At 70.3% G+C, this 16,452-nt stretch carries 17 protein-coding genes; 10 read left to right on the plus strand and 7 right to left on the minus strand.

Annotated elements, in window-relative coordinates; genetic code table 11:
• Positions 1-12: 12 nt before the first annotated feature.
• Genes ACFY3C_RS33325 through ACFY3C_RS33335 form a run of 3 tightly spaced genes read left to right on the plus strand, consistent with a single transcriptional unit; the run spans position 13 to position 2,156 of the window.
• The gene (locus ACFY3C_RS33325; RefSeq protein ID WP_386571964.1) at positions 13-780 is read left to right on the plus strand and encodes a metal ABC transporter ATP-binding protein; all 768 of its coding nucleotides are present in this window, start codon (positions 13-15) and stop codon (positions 778-780) included.
• Complete coding sequence (locus tag ACFY3C_RS33330; RefSeq protein WP_386571963.1) at positions 780-1,682, plus strand: metal ABC transporter permease; 903 nt, start codon at positions 780-782, stop codon at positions 1,680-1,682. Before ACFY3C_RS33325 ends, ACFY3C_RS33330 begins: the two co-directional genes overlap by 1 nt.
• A 60-nt stretch (positions 1,683-1,742) precedes the next feature.
• Positions 1,743-2,156, plus strand: a complete 414-nt coding sequence (locus ACFY3C_RS33335; RefSeq protein WP_386571962.1) for a Fur family transcriptional regulator — start codon at positions 1,743-1,745, stop codon at positions 2,154-2,156.
• A 16-nt stretch (positions 2,157-2,172) separates the two neighbouring features.
• Here the strand turns inward: ACFY3C_RS33335 and ACFY3C_RS33340 are convergent, their stop codons facing one another.
• From ACFY3C_RS33340 to ACFY3C_RS33355, 4 genes are read right to left on the minus strand one after another with little or no spacing between them, the layout of a single operon-like run.
• On the minus strand, positions 2,173-3,501 hold the full coding sequence (locus ACFY3C_RS33340; RefSeq protein ID WP_390773427.1) for a histidine-type phosphatase: 1,329 nt from the start codon (positions 3,499-3,501) through the stop codon (positions 2,173-2,175).
• Between the two features lie 40 nt (positions 3,502-3,541).
• Complete coding sequence (locus tag ACFY3C_RS33345; protein WP_386572457.1) at positions 3,542-4,390, minus strand: isoprenyl transferase; 849 nt, start codon at positions 4,388-4,390, stop codon at positions 3,542-3,544.
• Positions 4,391-4,410: 20 nt separating this feature from the next.
• Complete coding sequence (recO, locus tag ACFY3C_RS33350) at positions 4,411-5,157, minus strand: DNA repair protein RecO (protein WP_386571960.1); 747 nt, start codon at positions 5,155-5,157, stop codon at positions 4,411-4,413.
• Between the two features lie 22 nt (positions 5,158-5,179).
• Positions 5,180-5,395, minus strand: coding sequence for a hypothetical protein (locus tag ACFY3C_RS33355; RefSeq protein ID WP_386571959.1), 216 nt, complete (start codon positions 5,393-5,395; stop codon positions 5,180-5,182).
• Positions 5,396-5,697: 302 nt separating this feature from the next.
• Between ACFY3C_RS33355 and ACFY3C_RS33360 the strand changes: the two genes are divergently transcribed.
• Genes ACFY3C_RS33360 through ACFY3C_RS33380 form a run of 5 tightly spaced genes read left to right on the plus strand, consistent with a single transcriptional unit; the run spans position 5,698 to position 12,229 of the window.
• Positions 5,698-7,332: an ABC transporter substrate-binding protein gene (locus tag ACFY3C_RS33360; protein WP_390773428.1), complete on the plus strand. Its 1,635-nt coding sequence runs from the start codon at positions 5,698-5,700 to the stop codon at positions 7,330-7,332.
• Between the two features lie 4 nt (positions 7,333-7,336).
• Entirely contained in the window at positions 7,337-8,293 is a 957-nt protein-coding gene (locus ACFY3C_RS33365) for an ABC transporter permease (RefSeq protein WP_390773429.1), read from the plus strand.
• Positions 8,293-10,263, plus strand: a complete 1,971-nt coding sequence (locus ACFY3C_RS33370; protein ID WP_390773430.1) for a dipeptide/oligopeptide/nickel ABC transporter permease/ATP-binding protein — start codon at positions 8,293-8,295, stop codon at positions 10,261-10,263. The genes ACFY3C_RS33365 and ACFY3C_RS33370 overlap by 1 nt, the downstream gene beginning before the upstream one ends.
• A 23-nt stretch (positions 10,264-10,286) precedes the next feature.
• Positions 10,287-11,303, plus strand: coding sequence for an oligopeptide/dipeptide ABC transporter ATP-binding protein (locus ACFY3C_RS33375; RefSeq protein ID WP_390773431.1), 1,017 nt, complete (start codon positions 10,287-10,289; stop codon positions 11,301-11,303).
• Entirely contained in the window at positions 11,303-12,229 is a 927-nt protein-coding gene (locus tag ACFY3C_RS33380; protein WP_390773432.1) for a dihydrodipicolinate synthase family protein, read from the plus strand. Before ACFY3C_RS33375 ends, ACFY3C_RS33380 begins: the two co-directional genes overlap by 1 nt.
• Here the strand turns inward: ACFY3C_RS33380 and ACFY3C_RS33385 are convergent.
• Both ACFY3C_RS33385 and ACFY3C_RS33390 read right to left on the minus strand, forming a co-directional pair.
• Positions 12,226-12,444: a DUF397 domain-containing protein gene (locus ACFY3C_RS33385; protein WP_390773433.1), complete on the minus strand. Its 219-nt coding sequence runs from the start codon at positions 12,442-12,444 to the stop codon at positions 12,226-12,228. The two genes, ACFY3C_RS33380 and ACFY3C_RS33385, sit on opposite strands and share 4 nt — an antisense overlap.
• Before the next feature lie 8 nt (positions 12,445-12,452).
• Positions 12,453-13,295 carry a helix-turn-helix domain-containing protein gene (locus ACFY3C_RS33390; protein WP_390773434.1) on the minus strand — a complete coding sequence of 281 codons (843 nt, stop codon included), beginning with the start codon at positions 13,293-13,295 and terminating at the stop codon, positions 12,453-12,455.
• A gap of 198 nt (positions 13,296-13,493) precedes the next feature.
• On the opposite strand from ACFY3C_RS33390, the gene ACFY3C_RS33395 reads away from it, so the two are divergent.
• Both ACFY3C_RS33395 and ACFY3C_RS33400 read left to right on the plus strand, forming a co-directional pair.
• Positions 13,494-13,901, plus strand: a complete 408-nt coding sequence (locus tag ACFY3C_RS33395; RefSeq protein ID WP_390773435.1) for an ATP-binding protein — start codon at positions 13,494-13,496, stop codon at positions 13,899-13,901.
• Positions 13,902-13,934: 33 nt separating this feature from the next.
• Positions 13,935-14,807 carry a hypothetical protein gene (locus ACFY3C_RS33400; protein WP_390773436.1) on the plus strand — a complete coding sequence of 291 codons (873 nt, stop codon included), beginning with the start codon at positions 13,935-13,937 and terminating at the stop codon, positions 14,805-14,807.
• A 504-nt stretch (positions 14,808-15,311) separates the two neighbouring features.
• Here ACFY3C_RS33400 and ACFY3C_RS33405 read toward each other — a convergent pair.
• Positions 15,312-16,214 (minus strand): DUF1266 domain-containing protein, encoded by a 903-nt coding sequence (locus ACFY3C_RS33405; protein ID WP_390773437.1) that lies wholly within the window; start codon positions 16,212-16,214, stop codon positions 15,312-15,314.
• Positions 16,215-16,452: the final 238 nt, after the last annotated feature.

The raw sequence follows: 16,452 nt of genomic DNA on the forward strand, positions 1-16,452 counted from the left end.
GAGGACGACACCATGGGCGAGCCCGTCATCGCCATGCGCGGGGTGAGCGCGGAACTCGGCTCGCGCCCGGTCCTGCGCGGCATCGATCTCACCGTGCGCCGCGGCGAGGTCGTCGCGCTGCTCGGCGCGAACGGTTCCGGCAAGTCGACGGCGGTGCGCAGCGTCATCGGCCAGGTGCCGGTCAGCGGCGGCTCGATCGAGCTGTTCGGCACCCCGCGCAGCAGCTTCCGGGACTGGGCGCGCGTGGGGTACGTGCCGCAGCGCACCACGGCCGCGGGCGGCGTCCCGGCCACGGTGACCGAGATCGTCTCCTCGGGCCGCCTGGCCCGCACCCGCTTCGGCGTCTTCCGCAAGGCGGACCGGGCGGCCGTACAGCGCGCCCTGGAGCTGGTCGGCATGGCGGACCGGGCCAAGGACTCGGTGACCGCGCTCTCCGGCGGCCAGCACCAGCGGGTGCTGATCGCCCGCGCCCTGGTCGCCGAGCCCCAGCTGCTGATCATGGACGAGCCGATGGCGGGCGTCGACCTGGCCAGCCAGGAGGTGCTCGCGCGCACGCTCCGCGAGCAGGTCGCGGCCGGTACGACGGTCCTGCTGGTCCTGCACGAACTGGGCCCGCTGGAGCCCCTGATCGACCGGGCGGTCGTCCTGCGCGACGGCTGCGTGCTGCACGACGGCCCGCCCCCGCAGGCGGTCGGCCAGCACGCCCTGCCCGGCCACGACCACGTACACCCGCACGCACCCGCGGGCACCGAACCTCTCCGCACGGGACTGCTGAGCTGATGGACCTCCTCGACTACGCCTTCATGCAGCGGGCGCTCATCGCCGCCGTCCTGGTCGGCATCACCGCGCCCGCGATCGGCATCTACCTCGTCCAGCGCCGCCAGCCCCTGATGGGCGACGGCATCGGGCACGTGGCGATGACCGGCGTCGGCCTCGGTTTCCTGCTGAACGCCTCGCCGGTGTGGATGGCCACGGCCGTCGCCGCGCTCGGCTCGGTGCTGATGGAACTGATCCGCTGGTACGGCAGGACCCGCGGAGACATCGCTCTCGCGATGCTCTTCTACGGCGGCATGGCCGGCGGCGTGATGTTCGTGAACATCGCTCCCGGCGGCTCCAACGCCAACCTGATGTCGTACCTGTTCGGCTCGCTGTCGACGGTCGCCCCCTCGGACGTGACCGCGATCATGATCCTCGCCGCGTTCGTGGTCGCCGTGACCCTCGGACTGCGCCGCCAGCTGTTCGCGGTCAGCCAGGACGAGGAGTTCGCGCGGGTCACCGGGCTGCCGGTGCGCGCCCTGAACCTGCTCACCGCCGTCACGGCGGCGGTCACGGTGACCGTCGCCATGCGGGTGGTCGGCCTGATCCTGGTCTCCGCGCTCATGGTCGTACCGGTCGCCGCCGCGCAGCAGCTCACCCGCAGCTTCGCCGCGACCTTCGCGATCGCCGTCGCCATCGGCGTCACCGTGTCGATCGGCGGCACGGTCACCTCGTTCTACCAGGACGTTCCGCCCGGTGCGACGATCGTCCTGCTGACCATCGGGGCGTTCGTCGTCCTCACCGCCCTGGCCACCCCGCTGGCCCGCCGACGCGCCCGCGCGGCCGCCGCGGCACAGCCCGCGGGCGACCCCGCGGAGTGCTCGATTCCGGCCACGCGAGGGGCGGGCGACGAGGTCGGCGTCTGACCGCGCACAGCCCGGGCTGGCACAATGGCCCGGGCAGACGCGAGACGTGAGGAGACGACGGTGACGACCGCTGGACCGCCCGTGAAGGGCCGCTCCACCCGGCAGCGCGCAGCCGTGGCGGCGGCCCTCGACGAGGTCGACGAGTTCCGCAGCGCGCAGGAACTGCACGACATGCTCAAGCACAAGGGCGACTCGGTCGGCCTGACGACGGTCTACCGCACCCTGCAGTCCCTCGCCGACGCCGGTGAGGTCGACGTCCTGCGCACCTCCGACGGCGAGTCCGTCTACCGCCGCTGCTCCTCCGGCGAACACCACCACCACCTCGTCTGCCGCGGCTGCGGCAAGGCGGTCGAGGTCGAGGGCCCCGCGGTGGAGAAGTGGGCCGAGGCCATCGCGGCGGAACACGGCTACGTCAACGTGGCGCACACCGTGGAGATCTTCGGCACGTGTGCGGAGTGCGCCGCGAAGCGCTGATCAGCCTCAGGGTTGATCAGTCGCGCCCGAAGCACCGCTCCAGTTCGTCCAGGTCGTAGAAGGCGCTGCCCTTGGCGATGGGACGGCAGCCCGCCTTGAACGCCGTCTCCTTCTCGTTGTAGAGCATGCGGACCAGGTAGTCGTCGCCGTTGTTCCGGAAGACGTCCCACTGGATGTTGGCACCCAGGGGGGACACGGAGGCACCGCGCCAGGGGTTGTCGGCGTAGGTGTACGGCTTCCCGGGTGTCGCCGGCTCGGTGCTGCCGGGCAGGCCCATCAGCGCGGCCAGCGGGATGATCTCCTCGGCGTGGGTGAAGCGCAGTTCGGCGCCGAGGTCGCTGGTGCCGTCCCGCTCGGCCTCCACCTGCTTGAAGAAGTCGTCCAGGAGGACGCCGGCCATCTTGTAGGTGATGTCGCTGTCGGCGAAGCCGGGACCCTTCTCGTAGAAGTCCTCGGCGTCGCCGAGGTACCCGAACCAGGCCGCGTCCGAGCGGGAGATGTACCGCTCCATGCCCCAGCCGCGCCCGTCGGGGCTCTCCTCGCTCATCGCGGGCGCGATGGCGTACAGGTTGTAGACGGCCTGGGCGGCCGGAACCTGGTCGGCGATCCGGTCGACGAAGTCGTCCTTGAAGATCCTGCGCAGGACGCCGCGGGCGACCTCGTGCGTCCGGGGCTGGTCGGTGATCGACTTCAGGGTGTCCGCGAGGCGCCGGTCGTGCGCGATGTAGTCGCGGTAGGCCGCGCCGCCCGCCGCCTTGTGGAAGTACAGCAGGTCCTTGTCGGTGCGGGTGGGCCCGATCAGCGGCCCCAGCGCCGGGTCGGCCTCGGCCAGCGCGCCCGTGAAGGCGGTGCCGCTGTCGACGGCCCGGCCCTGGCCGGAGCTGACCACGTCGATCTTCTCGCCGTCCGCGGCGATCTTCCCGAACAGGGAGGGCAGCCGCTGCTGCATGCGCGCGGCCGTGTCCTTCAGCTCCTGCTTGCCGCGTCCGCTGAGGTTGCCGTAGCCGACCTGCGCCATGGCGGCCTGCAGGGCCCGTACCGTCGGCCCGAACTCCTCGCCCTTGCGGGTGAGTTGTCCCTGCTCCTGCGCCTTGTCCCACAGGGCGAGGATCAGGTCGCCGTCCTCGCTGTCGGTGGCGGCTCGGGAGCCGTGCCGGGAGACGTTCTCGGTGAAGACGGGGGTGTAGCCGGCGGGGGTCCGCTGGTAGGTGCGCGGGTTCTGCTCGGGCGTGTAGGGCGCCTTGGTGCCGTAGGAGTCCCGGTGCGCGGGACCGTCGGACGCGTGGGCCGGCAGCGCGGTGAGCAGCAGGGCGCCGAGGGCGAGGACAGGCGTGAGACGTCTCATGAGTCCCGCATCCTCGGCGGCCCGCGTGAACCGCCGATGGCTAGGAGGTGGCGTCACCCTTCATCGCGGCTTCCATGGCGAGGAGTTCCTCGTTCGGGACGGCCCCGCCGAAGCGGCGGTCGCGGGAGGCGAACTCCATGCAGGCCCGCCACAGGTCGCGGCGGTCGAAGTCGGGCCAGAGCACGTCCTGGAAGACCATCTCGGCGTACGCGCTCTGCCAGAGCAGGTAGTTGGAGGTGCGCTGCTCGCCGCTGGGGCGCAGGAACAGGTCCACGTCCGGCATGTCCGGGTAGTACATGTACTTCTGGAGGGTCTTCTCGTTGACCTTGGAGGGGTCGAGGCGGCCCGCCTTCACGTCCTCGGCGAGCGCCTGCGCGGCGTCGGCGATCTCGGCACGGCCGCCGTAGTTCATGCAGAAGTACAGCGTGAGCAGGTCGTTGCCCTTGGTCTGCTCCTGGGCGACCTGCAGCTCCTTGGCGACCGACTTCCACAGCTTGGGCATACGGCCCACCCAGCGCACCCGGATGCCCAGCTCGTCGAGCTGGTCGCGGGTCTTGCGGATGAAGTCGCGGTTGAAGTTCATCAGGAAGCGGACCTCGTCGGGCGAGCGCTTCCAGTTCTCGGTCGAGAAGGCGTACAGGGAGATGTTGCGGACGCCGATCTCGATGGAGCCCTGCAGCACGTCGAGCACCCGCTCGGCGCCGACCTTGTGGCCCTCGGTGCGGGGCAGCCCGCGCTCCTTGGCCCAGCGGCCGTTGCCGTCCATGACGATCGCCACGTGGTTCGGCACCAGCTCGCCCGGGAGCTTCGGTGCGCGGGCACCGGACGGGTGCGGCTCCGGCGACTTGTACTCGCGGCGCTGGCGGCCCAGGATCCCGCGTACGACCATGTGCTTCTCGTCTCCCTTGCTCACTGTTCCACGTAGCGGAGGGAGCGCAGTCCGCGCTCCAGATGCCAGTGCAGGTAGGCGGACACCAGCCCGCTGCCCTCCCGGACGTAGCGCGCCTCGCACGCGTCCGCCGTCTCCCAGTCTCCCGTAAGCAGCGCGCCGAGGAGTACCAGGGTCTGCGGCGAGGGTACGACGCTGCCGGGCACCCGGCAGTCGACGCAGACGGAGCCGCCGGAGGCCACCGAGAAGAAGCGGTTCGGACCGGGCATTCCGCACTTGGCGCAGTCGCCGAAGCTGGGCGCGTAGCCGTTGACGGCCAGCGAGCGCAGCAGGAAGGCGTCGAGGACGAGGTTCGGGGCGTGCTCGCCCCGGGCGAGGGTGCGCAGGGCGCCCACCAGCAGCAGGTACTGCTGCACGGCCGGCTCGCCCTCGTGGTCCGTGAACCGCTCGGCGGTCTCCAGCATGGCCGTGCCGGCGGTGTAGCGCGCGTAGTCGGTCACGATCCCGCCACCGTACGGAGCGATGGTCTCGCTCTGCGTGCACAGCGGCAGCCCGCGCCCGACCAGCTCACTGCCCCGTGCGAAGAACTGCACGTCGACGTGGGAGAACGGCTCCAGCCGGGCCCCGAACTTCGACTTGGTCCGCCGCACCCCGCGCGCCACGGCACGCACCCGCCCGTGACCGCGCGTGAGCAGCGTGATGATGCGGTCCGCTTCTCCGAGCTTCTGGGTGCGCAGGACGATGCCGTCGTCCCGGAACAGACTCATGGCTCCATTCTGCCCGCTCTCTTCAAGGCACCTCGCCGCGGCTGCGCGCATTGGCGTGGGCCGTCGCCGCGCTCAGTCGCTCGGCCTGGGTGGCCTGGCGGACGGCCTCCGGTCTCGCGTCCCACTCCCGCCCGCCGCCGTACGGTCGCAGCTGGACGTACGGCCCTTCGTGCCCCATGACGATGCCGAGGCGTCCGGTACGGGTGTCGACGGCACAGGAGCCGACGGGGAGTTTCATCGCGTCCACCTCCGGTGGCTCCCCTGCCCCCGGCAATTTCACGCTTCGCATGCCACTGGTGGCCCAGCGTGCCTACACTCGGCCGGAGTCTGCCCTGCCCGGTGCGCTCCGCGCTGCCCGGTGAGCTGTGTCAACTCACCCCCTGCCGAGGGCATTTCACCCTGTCATTGGTGCGACCTGTGGCGGCTACGCCATTCGTGTGCGATCTCTTGACCGCCCCCACAGGCGCTCTTATGGTCACGCTGACCGATCGGACGTAGGACGTCGTACCTCCCCCTCCCCCCGACCCCGCTGGAGGAACCGTGCGCGACGACGTGACCCACGACGTGCCGGCACCGCGCCGCCGGTCGTTCCTGAAGTACACGGGGGCACTAGGCGCGGCCGCCGCCCTTCCGCCGGTGCTCGCGGGCTGCTCCTCCGGCCCGGAGTCCACGAACGACACCGGGAGCGGGGGCAGCGGCAAGGACCGCACGCTGACCGCGGTGATCGGGTACGGCAACGACGGCAGCTGGGATCCGACGCAGACGGCGTCGGCGTTCGCCATGGCCGCGAACAACCACATCTACGAGGGGCTGCTCGACACCGACCCGATCTCCCGGGTGCCGTACCCGGCGCTCGCCACCGAGGTGCCGAAGGACCCGAACGCCACGACCTGGCGGTTCACGCTGCGCTCCGGTGCGACCTTCCACGACGGGAAGCCCGTCACCGCCGACGACGTCGTCTTCGTCTTCGAGCGGATCCTGGACCCGAAGACCCAGACCCTCGCCAAGGGCTTCTTCGTGAGCTGGCTGCAGGAGGCGCGCAAGGTCGACGCGAAGACCGTCGAGCTGGTCCTGAAGTTCCCCTTCCCGGACGGGCTCGCCCGGCTGACGCTGGCCAAGATCATGCCCAAGCACGTGTTCTCCAGGCCGGGTGCCTGGGACGACGCGATCAAGGGGCTCGCGGTGGGCTCGGGGCCGTACCGGCAGACCGCGCACCACCCGAAGTCGAACACCACCTTCGAGGCGTTCGCGGCCTACAACGGCCCGCGCAGGCCCGCCTTCAAACGGATGAACTGGCTGACGATCGTGGACGCGGCCCCGCGCGTGGCGAAGATCTCCGGCACCGGCGCGGGCGCGCAGATCGCCGACAACATCCCCTACGCCAACATCCCCCGCCTGGAGCAGGGCGGTCTGAAGGTCGCGGGCGGCGCCGGGATGAACAACCTGTTCCTGATGTTCAACACCAGGCACAAGCCCTTCGACGACGTGCGGGTGCGGCAGGCACTGCACTACGCGATCGACACCGAGAAGATGGTGCAGGTCGCGCTGAAGGGGCACGGCAAGCCCGCGTCGTCGTTCCTCAACGAGGGCAACCCCAGCTACCGGCGGGCCAGGACCGTCTACGACTACAACCCCGCGAAGGCGAAGGCGCTGCTGAGGGCCGCCGGGGTCAAGGGCCTGAAGATCGAGATCCTCGCCGTGAACGTCAGCTGGATCGTGGACTGTCTGCCGACCATCAAGTCCTCCTGGGACGCGATCGGCGTGGAGACGACCCTGGCGCCGCAGGAGACCACGGCCGTGTTCACCAAGATGGACCAGAAGCAGGACTACCAGGTGGTGGCCGCGGCCTCGAACCCCAACCAGTTCGGGCTCGACGCCGACCTGATCATGCACTACAACTACGGCCCCCAGAACCTGTGGATGCAGTACACGCGGTGGGCCGACGACCCGGTCGCGGGGCAGCTCTTCAAGGACATGGACCGGGCGACCCGGGAGCCGGACCCGGCGAAGAAGAAGGCGATGATCCAGGACTACGTCGACGTCGTCGCCGAGCAGGCCGTGCTCTACCCGGTCGTCCACAACGAGCTGATGACCGCCTGGGACCCGCGCAAGCTCGCCGGGATAAGGCCGCAGCCCTACCCGGGCATCAACCTCCTGCAAGCCCAGTGGACCTGACGGCATGACGGCTGTCGTACGGATCCTGCTCCGCCGCGTCACCCTGCTGGTGCCGCTGCTGCTCGGGATCGTGCTGTTCGTGTTCCTGGTGATGCGGTTCTCGGACGTCGACCCGGCGTCCGCGTTCTTCCAGGGCGCGAACCCGACCCCGCAGCAGCTGCACGACTTCAGGGAACGCAACGGCCTGCTGGACCCGCTGCCGGTGCGCTACGTCCACTTCGTCGGCGACCTGCTCCACGGCGACCTGGGCACCAGCGCCCTGACCCGGGCCCCGGTCGTCGACCAGGTCACCACCGCGCTGCCGCTCACCCTCCAGCTGACCTTCCTCGGCCTCGGCGTCGCGGTCGTGCTGGCGCTGGCGGGTGGCGTCACCGCAGCCGTGTACCGCGACCGGCTGCCGGACCAGGTCATCCGGGTCGTCTCCCTCGTCGGGGTCGCCGCGCCCGGCTTCTGGCTGGCGCTGCTGATGATCCAGTACCTGGCGGTGGACCGGGGCTGGTTCCCGACCGGCGGCTACATCAACCCGGCCGACTCCTTCACCGGCTGGCTGAAGACGATGGCCCTGCCCGCGTTCGCGCTGTCCCTGCCGGTGGCCGCCCAGCTGACCCGGATCGTGCGGACGTCGGTGGTGGAGGAGCTGGACAAGGACTACGTGCGCACGGCGATCGGCAGCGGGCTGCCGCCCCGGGTGGTCGTGGGCCGGAACGTCCTCAGAAACGCCCTGGTCAATCCGCTCACCGTGCTCGGCCTGCGCGTCGGTTATCTGCTCGGCGGTGCCGTCGTCATCGAGACGATCTTCTCGCTGCCCGGCATGGGCAAGCTGATGATCGACGCCGTGCAGAACGGCGACCCGGCCGTCGTCCAGGGGGTCGTGCTGACCACCGCGACCGGGTTCGTCGTCGTCAACCTCGTCATCGACATCCTCTACCTGCTCGTCAACCCACGTCTGAGGGCGGCCTGATGGTCACGCGCGCCGAACTCACCGAGCGGCTCTCCCGGCCCGGCGTCCGGCTCCGCGGCCGGCGCCGGCTGCCGTCGCTGTCGAAGGTCGCCGTCTGCTTCCTGGCCCTGGTCGTCCTGGTCGCCGTACTCGCCCCGGTGCTCGCCCCGCACGACCCGCTCGACCAGCAGGACCCGGTCGACGGCACCGGACACCCGTCGGCCGCGCACTGGATGGGCCAGGACAGCCTCGGCCGGGACATCCTGAGCCGGCTGATGTACGGCGCCCGCTGGTCGCTGGCGATCGGGCTGGGCGCGACCGCGCTCGCGCTGGTCGCCGGGGCGCTGCTCGGGGCGCTCGCGGCCACCTCGCGCAAGTCCGTGGACGAGACGCTGATGCGCTGTCTGGACGTGGTGATGGCGTTCCCGGGCATCGCGCTCGCGGCCGTGCTGGTCGCCGTCTTCGGCGGCGGGATCGGCGTGCTGATCTGCGCGATCGCCTTCCTGTTCACCCCGCCGGTGGCCCGGGTCGTCCGGGCGAACGTCCTCGACCAGTACGGCGAGGACTACGTCACGGCGGAACGCGTGATAGGTGCCCGCACGCCGCACATCGTGCTGCGGCACGTGGCCGTCAACTGTGCCGCGCCGGTGCTGGTGTTCTGCACGGTCCAGGTCGCCGAGGCCATCGTCTTCGAGGCGTCCCTGTCCTTCATCGGCGCGGGCGTGCGGCCCCCGGACCCGTCCTGGGGCAGTGTCATCGCCGACGGCAAGAACATGGTGCTGACCGGCGGCTGGTGGGCGACCGTCTTCCCCGGGCTGCTGATCCTGCTCACCGTCCTGTCCCTGAACATCCTCTCCGAGGGCGTCTCGGACGCGTGGGCCGCCCCGGCCGCCCGGGAGGTCGCCGCGCCCGAGGACCGGCTGGAGGCTCCGGAGCCCGGCGACGTGCTCCCACTCCCCGGCCTGGCGGAGGCCGCCCGCCGCCTGCGCTCCCGGGCCCGCCCCCTGCCCGACCGTGCCGGACCACCGGTGCTCGCGGTGGAGAACCTCGCCATCGGCTTCCCGGACCGGCACCGGGGCGTGGACATCGTGGACGGGGTCAGCTTCGAGGTGCACCCCGGCGAGGTGCTGGGCCTGGTGGGCGAGTCGGGCTGCGGCAAGTCACTGACGGCGCTCACCGTCATGGGCCTGCAGCCGAAGGAGGCCCGGGTGCGCGGCCAGGTGCGCTTCCACCAGCGTGACCTGCTCGCCGAACCGATGCGCGTACGACGGCGCCTGCTCGGCCACGAGATGGCGATGGTCTATCAGGACGCCCTCTCCTCCCTGAACCCGGCGATGACCATCCGCGCCCAGCTGAAACAGCTCGTACGGCGCGGTGGCCGCCGCAGCCCGTACGAGCTGTTGTCGCTGGTCGGCCTCGACCCGGACCGCACGCTGCGCAGCTACCCGCACGAACTCTCCGGCGGCCAGCGTCAGCGCGTCCTGATCGCCATGGCCCTCTCCCGCGACCCCGCCCTGATCGTGGCCGACGAGCCGACCACCGCCCTGGACGTCACCGTGCAGGCCCAGGTCATGGAGCTGCTGCTGCGGCTGCGCGAGGAACTGGGCTTCGCGCTGATCCTCGTCTCGCACGACCTGGCGCTGGTCGCCGACATCACCGACCGGGTGGTGGTGATGTACGGCGGGCAGATCGTGGAGACGGGCGTGACCGCCGACCTGGTGGGGGCACCGGCCCACCACTACACGCGCGGCCTGCTCGGCAGCGTGCTCTCGCTGGAGTCCGCCGAGGAGCGGATGACGCAGATCAGGGGGGTCGTACCGTCCCCCGCCGACTTCCCGGCGGGCTGCCGCTTCGCCGACCGCTGCCCGCTGGCGACCGATGTCTGCCACACGACCGCACCGGTCCTCACCGGCACGCCCACGCACACGGCCGCCTGCCACCACCCGGCGGTGCAGCTGACGTCGGCGGAGAGCGAGGAGGCCTTGCAGTGACCGCTGCCGTAGAAGACCGTGCAGTGACCGCTGTCGTGGAAGTCCAAGGCGCCCACGTCGTCCACAAGGCCCGCAGCGGCGGCCTGTTCACCCGCGACCGGGTGTACGCCCTGACCGACGCCGATCTCACCGTGGCGCCCGGCGAGACGGTCGGGGTGGTCGGCGAGTCGGGCTGCGGGAAATCGACACTCGCCAAGGTGCTGGTCGGCATCCAGCGGCCGACCGCCGGGACGGTGTCGTACCAGGGCCGCGACCTGTGGTCGATGCCGCCCGCCGAACGCCGGGCCACGGTCGGCGCGGGCACCGGCATGATCTTCCAGGACCCGTCGACGGCCCTGAACCGCCGGCTGACGGTGCGCAGGGTCCTGCGCGACCCACTGGACGTCCACGGACGCGGCACGCGGGCCGAGCGGGAGGACCGTGTCCGGGAGCTGATGGCCCTGGTGGGCCTCCCCCGTGCCCTCGCCGACGCACTCCCCGGGCAGCTCTCCGGCGGCCAGCGCCAGCGCGTCGCCATCGCCCGCGCGCTAGCCCTGGACCCGGGTCTCGTCGTGGCCGACGAGCCGACGAGCGCCCTGGACGTCTCGGTCCGAGCCCAGATCCTCAACCTCCTCCTCGACCTGAAGGAACGCCTCGGCCTCGCCCTGGTGTTCGTCTCGCACGACATCCAGACCGTACGGCGGATGAGCGACCGGGTGATCACCATGTACCTGGGCCGGATCGTGGAGGAGACCCCGGCCGGCCGGGTCACCGACCAGGCCCGGCACCCGTACACCCGCGCCCTGTTCTCCGCCACGCCCGGCCTGCTCGACCCCATCGAGCCGATCCCGCTGACCGGCCCGGTGCCGTCGGCGACCCGCCCGCCGAGCGGCTGCCCGTTCCGCACCCGCTGCTGGAAGGCCGACGAGGTCTGCGCGAGTGCGATGCCGGACTTCTCGGCCGCGTCGCAGTCCGGGCACCGCTACCGCTGTCACCATCCTGTGGAGGAGGACCGGTCGACCCGCGATCTGGTTCGCCAGAACCTGCCCCAGGAGCCTTGATGACGCTTCCCGCCCCGCTGACCGGTGTCGTTCCGCCCGTCTGCACCCCCCTGACACCGGACCGCGAGGTGGACGTCCCCTCACTGCTCAGGCTGGTGGAGCACCTGGTGGAGGGCGGGGTGCACGGGCTGTTCCTGCTCGGCTCGACCTCGGAGGCGGCCTTCCTGACGGACCGCCAGCGCCGGCAGGTGGTGGAGGCGGTCGTGGGCCACATCGGCGGACAGCTGCCCGTCCTGGCCGGGGCCATCGACATGACCACCCCGCGCGTCCTCGACCACGTCTCGGCGGTCACCGCGGCCGGCGCCCGGGCCATCGTCGTCACCGCCCCCTTCTACGCCCGCACCCACCCCGCCGAGATCGTCCACCACTACCGCCGGATCGCGGCCGCGAGCCCGGTCCCGGTGATCGCCTACGACATCCCGTCCGCCGTACACACCAAGCTCCCCGCCGACGTGGTGCTCGGTCTCGCCGGCGACGGGGTACTGGCGGGCCTGAAGGACTCCAGCGGAGACCTGGCCGCCTTCCGCGAGGTCGCCACCGGCGCCCGCGCCCACCCCGGCTTCAGCGTCCTGACCGGCTCCGAGCTGATCGTCGACGCGGCACTGGCACTGGGCGCGGACGGGGCGGTGCCGGGTCTGGCCAACGTGGACCCGCACGGGTACGTCCGCCTCTACCGCCTGTGCCGGGCGGGCGACTGGGAGGCTGCCCGGGCCGAACAGGACCGGCTGTGCGCGCTGTTCGGGATGGTCGGGGTGGGGGATCCGGCGCGGATGGGCGGCAGCTCTTCGGCACTGGGCGCGTTCAAGGCTGCGCTGCATCTGCGGGGCGTCATCGCCTGCCCGGTGACGGCGGAGCCGCAGGTGCCGTTGTCGGGGGACGAGGTGGTGAGGGTCGGGAAGTTTTTGGCGGGGGGTGGGTTGCTTTAGGGCCGGGTGGGCTGGGTGGGCCGGGTGACGTGAGTGTCCTTCAGGGCTTGGATGAAGGGGGTGAAGGATGCGGTGGGGAAGGTGAGGGTTGCTCTGGCTGGGGCCTTGGAGTCGCGTATGGCTATGCGGGTGGGGGCGGTCGCGATCTCTACGCAGGAGTCTCCGTCGCCCGGCCCGGAGTAGGACGACTTCCGCCAGTTGTCGGGGGTGCCCATGGAGTGCCTCACAGCTCTTTCGCCAGCCTGTGGATGAAGTCGCGCGAGCGTTCGGGGTCGAGCGACGCATCCTCCACCTTATGAAAGAGCGTTCGAAAAGCACCCAGCTGTGCTTCGGAGTCGATGAAGGCCGCTCCATGCGGTCCGTCGCGTACGACCGTGTCCAGCTTCGGCACGGCGCCTCCCACGTACGTCATGGTGCCGGCGGCGCTGGCGAACCCCTCCAGGTGGAAGGGGATGACACGTACGGTGACGTGTTCCGCTTCTGAAGTCTCCAGGACGTGGGCGAGTTGGGTCCGTGAGGCGGTGCGGTCGCTGACCATGATGCGCAGTGCCGCCTCATGGATGACTGCCTCGTACGGGGTGGCTGCGATGGTCGCCTTGCGCTGCATCCGGTGACGAACACGCACCTCGACCTCCTCGGCGGGTAGGTCGGGAACACGGTCGGAGAAGACGGCACGAGCGTAGCCCTCTGTCTGAAGGGGCCCAGGAATGAAGAGGAACTGGACCTCCTTCAAGAACGTGGCGTGGTGCTCCAGCTCGGCAAGATCGAGGAACGGCGTGGGCAATAGTTCCCGGTACTCCTCCCACCAGCCCCTCGTGCGGTCCTTCGTCATGGCCGCCAGGGCTTCGATCAACTCGTCGTCCGAGCATGAGTAATTGGCGGCGAGTCGACGCAGCCGCTTCTCGCTCACCCCGGCGAGACCTGACTCGATCTGGCTGATCTGCGGAGCGCTCACCCCGAGGAGTGCTGCCGCCTCCCGGGATGTGAGGCCAGCCGCGTCACGGAGCCTGCGCAACTCGACCGCCAAGCGCATCTGACGCGCCGTTGGCTCGACCCTCTTTGCCACCGCCTGGCCCTCCCAACACACCTGTAGGCGCGACTCGTTCGGGGCCAGATTACGCGACCAGCTTGCGAGATCTAAATAATGCCCCCTACTGTCGGTGACGCAACGCACACGCTACGGAAGTGCACCGCTCCGTCCTGCCGTGACGGGTGCGGTAATGCCACCGCGCGTGAAATCCCTTCCTTTGAACGGAGTTAACGCATGCCTGAAACCTGGGACTACACGCTGTACATCCCGAACGACCTCAGAGCCGTCACCATCTCCCGCCGCACCTTGCGCCTGATCCTGACCGTGCATGGCCTGATCGGGCTGGTGGACACGGCCGAACTCCTGGCGGCGGAACTGGTCTCGAACGCCGTACGGCACACGAAGGGGCCGGCTGCGCTCAGGGTGCGTCGGTCGGTGGAGGGGGTGGTGTGGATCGGGGCGTGGGACACGGACCCCGGGCCGCCGGAGCCTCCGCGGCCGTTGGAGCAGGTCGCCGAGCTGGTGGAGGAGGGGCGGGGTCTGGCGCTGGTCCGGGCCTGTTCGGACTACTGGGGTTGGCAGCCGTCGGCCCGGTTCGGGAACCGGGGGAAGTTCGTGTGGTGCGAACTTGCGGCGGCCTAGCTCGTTGATCACATCAGACGGAAAGGAGAGCTGATGGTCGGCTCGTCGCATGAGGCGCTGCACCGGATCTTCCAGAAAGACCCGGCCCTGTTGACGCGGGCGTTACAGAGCGTGCTGCACGTACCCTTCCCTGAACCGCGGGAGATCGCCGCGCTGAACGTGGACCTCACCGAGATCGAACCGGTCGAACGGCGGGTGGACACGCTGCTGCGGGCGGAAACGGACGAGGGCACGTATCTCCTGGTGGTGGAGTCACAGGGGAAGGTGGACGACCGCAAGCGGGGCAGCTGGCCGTACTACCTCTCCTACCTCTACGAGAAGTACCGCTGCGAGCCGGTGCTGATCGTCATCACGCAGAACAGCGCCACAGCCAAGTGGGCGTCACGCCCGATCAGGCTCGGCTTTCGCGACTGGCACTCGCTGACGGTACGGCCGCTGGTGCTGGGCCCGGACAACGTGCCGGTGATCGCAGATGAGCGGCAGGCGGAACGGGACGTCCCCCTTGCGGTGCTCTCGGCCATGACACACGGGCGGGGCCCGCAGGCGGCGGCCATACTGGAGTCCCTGGCATCCGCCCTGCGGACCATCGACCCCGACAGTGCCGCGGTCTTCGTGCAGTTCGTCGACTCATGCCTGGCCGACCCCCAGGCGAAGCAGATGTGGAGGGACCTCATGACGGCGATCCAGTACTTCTGGCGACACCCGCTGGCCGAGCAGGTGCGTGAGGAGGGCCGTATCCAGGATCGTCAGGAGATGACACTCCGCATCCTGGAGTGGCGCGGCATCCCGGTGCCCGAGACTGTTCGCGAGCGAGTGAGCGCCTGCACCGATCTGGACCAACTTGAGCTGTGGGCCCAGCGAGCTGTGCACGCCACGGACGCTGCGAAGCTGTTCGTCGAGGAGTGAGCGGGGCTGAAGTGGGCCGCCCGCTTCTTGGCCAGTGTCGTGCCTCCGCGAGCCGAGTCAAGGGCGCTCCCGCTACGCGTCCGCGTCGCCTTCGGCGATCGGCCTGCGGCCGACCCTTGACACGGCTCGCTCCAGCACGGGGAAGAAGCGAGCGGGCGGCCCGGGGAAACTGGGCGGTTTGGCCCTGTTGGCCCCTGGGGTGGGCTGCGTTCGTGCCGTTGACCGAGGGGGCGCGGGCGCGCTGTGGCGGCACGCCGGGTGGAAACAGCGGGTGCAGGCCCGTGGGTGCCGGCGGCCCGCACGTCGAGTGGGTGCGGCGACCGCCCCGTTCGTCACAAGCGACCCGCCCGCCCCACGCAGACGGTGAGTGGAAGATTTGCGCCAGAAGGTCTGGGAAAAAAGCACAGGCCAGAAGGGTGACTGTGTTTCCGCGGTGGGACAGATCTGCCACTCGTTGCCCAGGCTCTCAAGAAGATGCGTCGAGGCTGCTGTTCGCCGAGACGGTCACCGGAATGGAATGTTGAGCCAAGGACTGCCAGGGTCGGACATCAGGATCCGGTGGGCCTCCACCATGTCCTGATACCAGTCCCCGAACTCCTCGTCATCGAAGTGGAGACAGCGGCCGAGGATGTAGCCGGCGGAGAAGTCCTGCCAGGACTTGTAGGACAGGGAAGCGGCCCGCCCCGCCTGAATGACCGCGGACTCGGCCTCCGCAAGGGTGCCGAACCGGGCACCCAGCCCCCACCGGGCCATCTTCGAGGCGCGTCCGAGATCCCAGGCGTCGACGGACGACACGTACCGGTTCTCGTCGAGCACACCGTCGGCCCGCATCCGGGCCTCGTAGCGGGTGATACGCCCGATGAGCCGCTGCACACCCTCGACGCGGGCCTCGACCTCGGACTCCGGTCGGGGATCGGTTGTGGTGACGCCATCTTCGGACACCACGATCGAGCCCTCGGACTTCGCACGGATGACATTGGCGGCCGCCTGCCGCCAGTACCCCAGGTCGACGTGCCCGCCGAAATCCCGGGCGATGGTCCGGCGCAGATCAAGGGCGAAATCCCAGACCGAGCTGTGCTGCTCGCAGGCGAGGAGGTCGCGGAGGTAGTCCTGCCACTCCTCGCGGGTGGTGATGCCCCACCACCCGCGAAGCCGCTCGCGCTCGTTCAGATAGCCGGTGCCGTGCCAGGCCATGGCGTTCCAGACGGAGTCGTTGCTGACACACAGGAGCGCGCCGCAGGCGAGGCCGTGGGCGACGGATCCGTGAAGCGGGCCGCCGACCCGGAGCGTGAGCAGCCTGCGGGGGACTTTCAGGGGGCCATTGGTCCGGTAGTGCTGAGCCCAGGTGTTGGAGTGCGGTGGCGCCGCCGGGAGGAACGCCTCACAAGGACTGCCCGGATTGACCACGATCTACGCCGGACGCCCCGGCTTCCACGCCTCGGCGAACCATCCGAGGCGGCTGCGATGGAACACCCGATGCGGTTCAGGGGCGGGCAGCATGCCTACCGTGTACACCGCCCAGATAGGACCACCGGCACGTGGATCGTGCCCTAACAACGGCTAACACAATGAGGTGGATCGCTCCTGGTTGCCGTGTCCAGGGCGGGAGTTGAGCGTTCGGTCCGGTGTGGGGACGTCACCGTGG

This window comes from Streptomyces sp. NPDC001410 (genome assembly GCF_042895235.1).
Classification (GTDB): domain Bacteria; phylum Actinomycetota; class Actinomycetes; order Streptomycetales; family Streptomycetaceae; genus Streptomyces.

What these genes read in the sequence shown, in the direction of transcription:
- ACFY3C_RS33345 (WP_386572457.1), bottom strand. Translation starts at nt 4,390, where the DNA reads ATGGTCGTACGCGGGATCCTGGGCCGCCAGCGCCGCGAGTACAAGTCG.
- ACFY3C_RS33330 (WP_386571963.1), top strand. Translation starts at nt 780, where the DNA reads ATGGACCTCCTCGACTACGCCTTCATGCAGCGGGCGCTCATCGCCGCC.
- ACFY3C_RS33400 (WP_390773436.1), top strand. Translation starts at nt 13,935, where the DNA reads ATGGTCGGCTCGTCGCATGAGGCGCTGCACCGGATCTTCCAGAAAGAC.
- ACFY3C_RS33325 (WP_386571964.1), top strand. Translation starts at nt 13, where the DNA reads ATGGGCGAGCCCGTCATCGCCATGCGCGGGGTGAGCGCGGAACTCGGC.
- ACFY3C_RS33395 (WP_390773435.1), top strand. Translation starts at nt 13,494, where the DNA reads ATGCCTGAAACCTGGGACTACACGCTGTACATCCCGAACGACCTCAGA.
- ACFY3C_RS33380 (WP_390773432.1), top strand. Translation starts at nt 11,303, where the DNA reads ATGACGCTTCCCGCCCCGCTGACCGGTGTCGTTCCGCCCGTCTGCACC.
- ACFY3C_RS33365 (WP_390773429.1), top strand. Translation starts at nt 7,337, where the DNA reads ATGACGGCTGTCGTACGGATCCTGCTCCGCCGCGTCACCCTGCTGGTG.
- recO (WP_386571960.1), bottom strand. Translation starts at nt 5,157, where the DNA reads ATGAGTCTGTTCCGGGACGACGGCATCGTCCTGCGCACCCAGAAGCTC.
- ACFY3C_RS33355 (WP_386571959.1), bottom strand. Translation starts at nt 5,395, where the DNA reads ATGAAACTCCCCGTCGGCTCCTGTGCCGTCGACACCCGTACCGGACGC.
- ACFY3C_RS33370 (WP_390773430.1), top strand. Translation starts at nt 8,293, where the DNA reads ATGGTCACGCGCGCCGAACTCACCGAGCGGCTCTCCCGGCCCGGCGTC.
- ACFY3C_RS33340 (WP_390773427.1), bottom strand. Translation starts at nt 3,501, where the DNA reads ATGAGACGTCTCACGCCTGTCCTCGCCCTCGGCGCCCTGCTGCTCACC.
- ACFY3C_RS33385 (WP_390773433.1), bottom strand. Translation starts at nt 12,444, where the DNA reads ATGGGCACCCCCGACAACTGGCGGAAGTCGTCCTACTCCGGGCCGGGC.